The sequence below is a fragment of the Mesorhizobium sp. M0618 genome (genome assembly GCF_040320765.1).
GTDB lineage: Bacteria > Pseudomonadota > Alphaproteobacteria > Rhizobiales > Rhizobiaceae > Mesorhizobium.
This window is the reverse complement of the sequence record NZ_JAMYQH010000065.1, coordinates 1-7,032: the sequence shown is the minus strand read 5'-3', so window position 1 is coordinate 7,032 and position 7,032 is coordinate 1. Positions and strand designations below refer to the sequence as shown.

8 protein-coding genes are annotated in these 7,032 nt (G+C 62.9%); 4 read left to right on the top strand and 4 right to left on the bottom strand.

Translation table 11 applies throughout. The annotated features are described in order from the left end of the window. Positions 1 to 234: 234 nt before the first annotated feature. A complete protein-coding gene (locus NKJ04_RS33370) occupies positions 235 to 714 on the bottom strand; it encodes a cupin domain-containing protein (RefSeq protein ID WP_031213895.1) in 480 nt (159 codons plus the stop codon). 105 nt (positions 715 to 819) lie between these two features. Here NKJ04_RS33370 and NKJ04_RS33365 point away from each other — a divergent pair, with 105 nt between their 5' ends. Then, positions 820 to 1,818, top strand: coding sequence for a LysR family transcriptional regulator (locus tag NKJ04_RS33365; protein ID WP_352680080.1), 999 nt, complete (start codon positions 820 to 822; stop codon positions 1,816 to 1,818). Here the strand turns inward: NKJ04_RS33365 and NKJ04_RS33360 are convergent. Beyond that, positions 1,803 to 2,561, bottom strand: coding sequence for an SDR family NAD(P)-dependent oxidoreductase (locus tag NKJ04_RS33360; RefSeq protein ID WP_352680078.1), 759 nt, complete (start codon positions 2,559 to 2,561; stop codon positions 1,803 to 1,805). The two genes, NKJ04_RS33365 and NKJ04_RS33360, sit on opposite strands and share 16 nt — an antisense overlap. A 122-nt stretch (positions 2,562 to 2,683) precedes the next feature. Continuing rightward, on the bottom strand, positions 2,684 to 3,322 hold the full coding sequence (gene betI / locus NKJ04_RS33355; protein ID WP_352680076.1) for a choline-binding transcriptional repressor BetI: 639 nt from the start codon (positions 3,320 to 3,322) through the stop codon (positions 2,684 to 2,686). Between the two features lie 83 nt (positions 3,323 to 3,405). On the opposite strand from betI, the gene choX reads away from it, so the two are divergent. After that, on the top strand, positions 3,406 to 4,344 hold the full coding sequence (choX, locus tag NKJ04_RS33350; protein WP_352680074.1) for a choline ABC transporter substrate-binding protein: 939 nt from the start codon (positions 3,406 to 3,408) through the stop codon (positions 4,342 to 4,344). Further along, a complete protein-coding gene (locus NKJ04_RS33345; protein ID WP_352680072.1) occupies positions 4,341 to 5,183 on the top strand; it encodes an alpha/beta fold hydrolase in 843 nt (280 codons plus the stop codon). The genes choX and NKJ04_RS33345 overlap by 4 nt, the downstream gene beginning before the upstream one ends. An 82-nt stretch (positions 5,184 to 5,265) precedes the next feature. Here the strand turns inward: NKJ04_RS33345 and NKJ04_RS33340 are convergent, their stop codons facing one another. Next, positions 5,266 to 6,051: an NIPSNAP family protein gene (locus tag NKJ04_RS33340; RefSeq protein WP_352680071.1), complete on the bottom strand. Its 786-nt coding sequence runs from the start codon at positions 6,049 to 6,051 to the stop codon at positions 5,266 to 5,268. A gap of 96 nt (positions 6,052 to 6,147) precedes the next feature. On the opposite strand from NKJ04_RS33340, the gene NKJ04_RS33335 reads away from it, so the two are divergent. Further along, a complete protein-coding gene (locus tag NKJ04_RS33335; RefSeq protein WP_352553856.1) occupies positions 6,148 to 6,822 on the top strand; it encodes a TetR/AcrR family transcriptional regulator in 675 nt (224 codons plus the stop codon). Positions 6,823 to 7,032 lie beyond the last annotated feature (210 nt).

Genomic DNA, 7,032 nt, shown 5'->3' with positions numbered 1-7,032 from the left:
CGCTCGGCTTCGTCGTCATCGCAAGATCCCCGTTTCAAAAACAGGGAATCACATCCACACAATTTTGCAACAGGCCCCTTGAGGGAGAAGGTGGATCGGCGCGCAGCGCCGAGACGGTTGAGGGGTGGGTGACGGAGTGCCGTCGGCGCCAAGCTGGAACACCCCTCATCCGACCTCTTCGCGGCCACCTTCTCCCACAACGGGAGAAGGGAAAGAATGCGCGGTTTCGGCCTCTCACCCTAGCGGCGGACCGACAATGTCGATGCCGTTTTCTGCGCAGAGCTGCACCAGTGCCGCGATGATTTCCGGTGTCGGTTGCATCTGCGGCGGCACCTCCGGCTGTTCGGCGGGACGGCTCGCCTGACGCAGCATCGTCTCGAAATCCGAACCGCGCGTGATGGTGAGCGTACGCGCGCCTTCGCGCGATTCGACCCGGTAGGTGTGCGGCAGGCCTTTCGGCGCAATGACGGTTTCGCCGGCTTCAGCAATGCGTTCGTGGCCGTCGATCTGAAAGCGCAGTCTCCCGTCCAGGATGTGAAACACTTCGTCCTCCCTGCGATGCACATGCAGGGGCGGGGAGTCGCCATAGGGCATGCGATGCTCGACGACGCAGGTGCCGTCCTCTCCTGCCGCCGACGAGACGTGGATCGCGACAAGCGTGTTGTTGAACCAGAAGAGTTCCTTGCCTGTGATCGTGCCGGGGGTCATTGTCATGGCCGTCTGATCCTCCTGTTGCCTGTGCCTGCTGGGCCGATGACGATCTAGCCAGGGATATGCCGACAACGGAAATCGAATGATCGTATGGGGCGAATTGATGCGATGAATTTGAACGCGCTCGACCTCAATCTCATCAGGGTGTTCGACGCCCTTCTGCGGGAGAGAAGCGTTACGCGTGCCGGCGAGCAGATCGGCCTCAGCCAGCCTGCCGTCAGCGCTGCGCTCAATCGCTTGCGGCATCTCCTCAACGACCAGCTGTTCGTGCGACGGGGCAATGACATGATGCCGACGCCACGCGCCGAGAGCATGGCCGAGCCGTTACGCGTGGCGCTTCGTGAAATCGAACGCGTCTTCCACTCGGCCAAGGCGTTCGATCCGGTGGAACTGGAGCGAACCTTCACGTTCATGGGTGCGGATTTCTTTTCCATGATGCTGATGCCAACTTTAGCGGCGCGCATCGCGGGTGCCGCGCCGCGCGCGTCGCTAAGGTTTCTCGACAGCGCGCGCGGCGACGTCTCGCGGCTGCTCCAGGACGATGAAATCGACGTAGCGCTCGAGCGTCCGCTGGAGGTCTCCGACTGGGTCTCAAGCACGCCTCTGTTCCATTCACCATTCGCCATCATCGCCGCGAGCGACAACGCTGCGATCAGGCAGGCGGGGATCATGGAAGGCGAGCTTCTACCGATCGAGCTCTTCTGCGAACTGCCCCATATTCTTCGTTCTATCGATGGCTCGATGTCGGGCTCCACCGACGAGGCGCTCCGCAAGATCGGACGAACGCGCCGTGTAAGCCTGGCCCTGCCGCACTTTCAGGCTGTCGCATTGGCAGTGGCAAACGGAAACCACCTGGCGGCAGTTCCCAGGCAGTTCGCGGTTTGGGCGGCCAAGACCCTGCCGCTCGTCATCTTTGAACCGCCACTTCCCATTGCTGTTCCGGAAATCAGGATGTACTGGCACGCGCGCCACGACGACGAGCCACCCCATCGCTGGGTTCGCGATCAGGTCCTGGAGGCGGTAGGCGCACTCGGATTCGTAGAAAGCGGCGCCGCGGAAAATGCCGGCGCCTGGTCTGGCGACCGGACGGATCACCCCGCGGTATAGCCACCGTCGACGGAGAAGATGCCACCGCTGGTCCAGGCGGCCTCTTCGCTGGCCAGATAGACCGCGATACCGGCCAGATCGTCGGGGCGGCCGATTCTGCCAAGCGGATAGCTGCGCTCGACATAGGCTTTCAGCTCGGCCTTTGCCTCGGCCGGCAAATTGTCGACGGTCTTGCGCCGCATGGCTGTGTCGACCGTGCCGGGCGCGATGGCGTTGACGCGGATGCCGCGCGGGCCGAGTTCGAAGGCCAGCGATTTGGTCAGCGAGTTCAACGCGCCTTTCGACAGGGAATAGAGGCTCGACGGCCGCTTCGGGATCATCTTGTTGGCGAAATAGGACGAGATGTTGATCACCGATGCGCCGGCCGCCAGATGCGGCAGCAGGCCCTGCGTGAGGAAGAACACCGCCGCCACATTGAGCGCGAAGGATTCTTGGAACTGCGCCACGCTGACGGTCTCGAACGGCACCAGGAAAGCCACTCCGGCATTGTTGACGAGGATATCGAGAGGCCTGCCCGATTTTTTCACATGCTCGACGACGGCCGCGATGCCGGCCGAGGTGGCAAGATCGGCCGGCAGCGTCTCGATAGTGCCGCCGAGATGCTTGCGGGCGGCGTCGAGCTTGGTGGTGTCGCGGCCGACGATCAGGACGTCCGCACCCTCGCGCAAAAAGGCTTCTGCGATTGCCAGGCCGATACCGTCCGATCCACCGGTGACCAGCGCGCGCTTGTTGTGAAGTCTCATGGGATGCTCCGAGATTTATGCGTCGTCGAGAGCGCCGTACATTGGCGGCCAAGGTCAAGCCGTCAGCCTATCCCACGGTATGAACTTCGACCGTTGCCATCCGGCAGGCCAGCCGAGTTGGTTTAAGCCCCGGCGGTCGCAAGCTTCCCCAAAGTCAACCGACCCGCGACATAATTCTTGACCTGGCGGACCGCCTGTTCCCGCGACACGCTGCCTGGCTGCAGGCCGAGCCGCAGCCAAAGCCCGTCGATCAGCGCCGTGACGCCAAGCGCGATGTCGTCGGCGTCTCCAGGCGAGGCGAGGCCGTGCAGGCCCGACAACAGGTTCGAGCGCATGCGCGCATGGATCACCCGCTGGATACGGGCCATCTTCTCGTCGCGCGGCACCTCGGCGCAGAGCGACAGCCAGGCATGGCACAGAGGCGGCTGGAACAGATGCTCCTCGAAATTGCCCTCGATCACCGCATCCATGCGCTCCATCGGCGTACGCGCCCGGCGAAGCCGCGCGATCACCGCCTGGCACAGGACGGCATTGGCCTCGCGCATCGCGTGCTCGAACAATTCCTGCTTGTTGCGGAAATAGTGCAGCACGATGCCCTTGGAGGCACCTGCCTGGACGGCCACTTTTTCCAGGGTCGCACCGGCAATGCCTTCGCGCTCCAGAACCACGAAGGCCGCCTGCCGCAGCTCCTTGCGGCGTATCTCACTGAGACGCTTGAGTTTCACGGGGTCGGTCCATGCATGGCGAATCCACGTTGACATTTTCGTCCGCTCAGATCAATCATTGACCCATGGGACAATAAAAAGACCAATTGGTCAATTTGATCACAATGAGGAGAACCGAAATGTTGCGCATCCTTGCAAACGGCGTCTGTTTGGCCGCCCTCATGTTGGCCTCTCATACGGCTCAGGCGGCCGAGGGCCAAGAGTGCAAGACGGTCCGCATGGCCGAACCCGGCTGGAACGACCTTGCCTTCACCACCGGGGTCGCCAACGTCCTGTTGGAGGCGCTCGGCTATCAGCCGCAAAGCCAGGTGCTCGGCATCAACGTCATCTACGAGGGCATGAAGAACAGGGATCTCGACCTGTTCCTGGGCTACTGGGACCCGGCCATGGTCACCTATTATGAGCCCTACAAGAAGGACGGCTCGGTCGAGAATGTGCGCGTCAATCTCGTAGGCGCCAAATACACATTCGCCGTGCCGACCTATGTCTGGGAGGCCGGCGTCAAGGATATCTCCGACCTGCACAAGTTCGCGGACAAGTTCGGCAAGAAAATGTACGGCATCGAGCCCGGCTCCAACCAGTTGATGATGGACGCCATCGCCGATCCCGCCTTTGGCCTGGACGGCTGGCAAGTGGTCGAGTCCAGCGAAGCCGGCATGCTTTCCGAGGTCGGCTACGAGATCAAGGAAAAGCAGTTCATCGTCTTCCAGGGCTGGGCGCCGCATCCGATGAACACGATGTACGACTTCAAGTACCTGACAGGTGGCGACAAATTCTTCGGCCCGAATTTCGGCGCCGCGACCGTGACGACGCAGGTGCGCAAGGGCTATCTGCAGCAATGCCCGAACGTCGCGCAATTCCTCGGGAATCTCGCCTTCGACATCGATTTCGAGAATGTCGGCATGGGCTATCTGATCAATGACGGCATGAAGCCGGAGGACGGGGCGCTGAAGGCAATCACGGCGAACAAAAGCCGCCTCGACGCCTGGCTCGCCGGCGTCACCACCTTCGACGGCAAGCCGGGCCTCGCCGCGGTCAAGGAAAAGCTCGGCCTGTGAGAGCGGCCGCGCTCGATGACTTGCCGAAGCAGGATGTGGTGGCGGAGCAGGGCGCCTGGGCCGGCCGCAAGCAGTTCGTCACTGTCGGCGATCTCGACATCGCCTATGTCGAGATATCGGGCGCCCAGCCGGCACTGCTGTTGGTGCACGGCTTCACCGACACCAGCCGCAGTTTTTCGCTTCTGGCGCCATATCTGGCCGGCCGTCGTCTGATCATGCCGGATCTGCGCGGCCACGGCGCCTCGCAGGCTGGCAGGGGGTGCAGCGTCGCAGATTTCGCCGACGACATTGCCGGGTTGATCCAGATCTTGCGGCTCGACCGGCCGGTCGTCGTCGGCCATTCGCTTGGCGCCATGGTGGCCATCGCATTGGCCGCGCGGCATGGTGAGCTTGTCGGTGGGCTGGTTGTCATGGCCAGTACGTTGAAGCCCGATTTCGCGCCGGGTCATCCGCTGGTGGTGAGCATCGAGGCGCTGCGGGATCCGATATCGCCGGTCGATCCGTTCTATGCCTGGTGGCATGGCTGTAGTTCCGACGTGCCCGCAGCCTTTCTCGCCGGCTTGGCGCAAGAGGCCTCGGCGATGCCGACCCCGCGCTGGCGCGCGATTCTCGAGGAAATCCGCCGCGCCGACCTGACCGATGCTGCGCGGGCCGTGCAGGCCCGGACGCTGATCATCGCCGGCGCGTGCGACCCGCTGTTCGGCGAGGCGCACCAGCAGGCGTTGCAATCCGCTCTTGCAGAAGCCGTCTTCGTTCGGGCCGAGAGCTGTGGCCACAACCCGCATTGGGAAGATCCAGGCCTCGTCGCCAAGGCCATCATCGAGGCGTTTGAAGTCTGATGCATGTCGCCCAAAAGTGCCCCCGGTTTTGGGAGAACGACATGCACAAAAAAGGCCTATTCCTAAAGCGCGTCGACGCGCTTTAGGAATAGCGCCCGACCAGTGATTGCGATGTCGGCGACAGCCGCAAAGTCTCCGTTGGTTTGGTCAGGCCGAGCTGCGCGGCCTGCCAAAAATCCTGCCATGCCGGCGAAGCGGCGAGGGCGGCCTTATGATGGGCATGCGCCTCGGTGCTGGCAAAACCCATGACGCTGATGAAGACGTTTTCATCAGCCCGTACCGGCAGGCGCGGAAAACTGTTTTCGGCATGCTCGGTAACGAAAGCGGCGAGCAGGCGTGCGTCGGCCGTCATCAGGCACGCCGTCTCAATCTCGAAGCGAGTGGCGAAATCTGCCTCCGTGCCGGGCTGCGAATGATGAATCTCGATGACAACGATGCCGGTCAGCGGTTTGTTTTGAATGGGCTTTTCGTCATCGGCCAGGCTTGGCCGCTGCTTGCCCGCCAGGTCGAAGCCGGCGCCCGGCCACGCCGGCTTGAGCAGCAGCACATCGTCGGAATCGATCATCGTCGCGTTGGCCGCATCACTGTGCGCCGCCCAGACCGGCCCGCCATAAAAAGCGGCGAGAGCATTTTTCCGCGCATCCATGCCGTCGAAGCCGCGCATCCAGACAAACATGTCAGGCCGATCGAGGTCCCGGAACTGGCCGATGACGTTCATGCCGGCGTCCTCCTGGCCCTCGATCAGCCTGCCGTCGAAGATGCCGATGAGCGTGTCGCGCCGGCCGGGCTTCAGCGTGTATTGCCGCAACTCGACGACAGGCGAGGCGAGCGCCGTGGGTTTCGGCGCGACGTTCTGGGGCAGGTTCATCCGACATTCTCCAAAACAGGGTGATCATCCTGTTTTGTAAAACAGACCGGTTGTCCTGTTTTGTCAACATGCTAAAGTTCGGCAATGTCAGCAGAGATGACCGTCCAGCCAAAACCGCGCCCGGGAAAACGCATCAACGACCCTGAAGGCATGCGCAAGAAAGTGCTCGATGTCGCCGAGGACGCGTTCCAGGCGCGCGGCTATCACGCCTCCAGCATCGGCGATCTGATGGCGGCGGCTGATGTCAGCGGCGGAGCGCTGCATCACCATTTCCCGACCAAGAAGGCGCTGGCGCTGGCTGTGATCGACGAGCGTGTGGCGGCAGCAGTCGAAGAGACATGGATCGCGCCGGTGCTGGCGGCGGCGTCAGTGCGCGAGGGCGTGCGCTCGGTGTTCGAGGCCGTGGCGGCGGAACTGGAGCAGCAGGGGTTCGTGCGCGGCTGCCCGCTCAACAATCTGGCGCACGAACTGTCGCTTGCCGATCCCGATTTCCGCCTTGCCCTTGCCGGTATCTTTGGCGGGTGGCGGCAGGCGATTGCCGACAAGGTGCGTGCCGACCAGCAGGCGGGCAAGGACGAGGGCACGGACCCCGAACGCTTCGCCGCGCTGACGGTCGCCGCCTATTCCGGGGCGATGTCGATGGCCAAGACGGCGCAGGATGCCGGTGTGCTGCGGGATTGCCTGGCGGGGCTGGAGCGCAGCGCGCCGTCGCAGGGCCGCTTGGTTGCCAGGCGACGCAACAGGATACTGCCACGGCCGAGAATTATTTGATGTCGGCGGGACAGCACCCCCCTCTGGCCTGCCGGCCATCTCCCCCGCAAGGAGGGAGATCTGCAGCATCGGCGCTCGCTCGTACCTTCACCGGTGGAGATTGGCGAAAGCCGGTGTGACAGCCAATCTCCCCCCTTGCGGGCCTGTTGCAAAATTGTGTGGATGTGATTCCCTGTTTTTGAAACGGGGATCTTGCGATGACGACGAAGC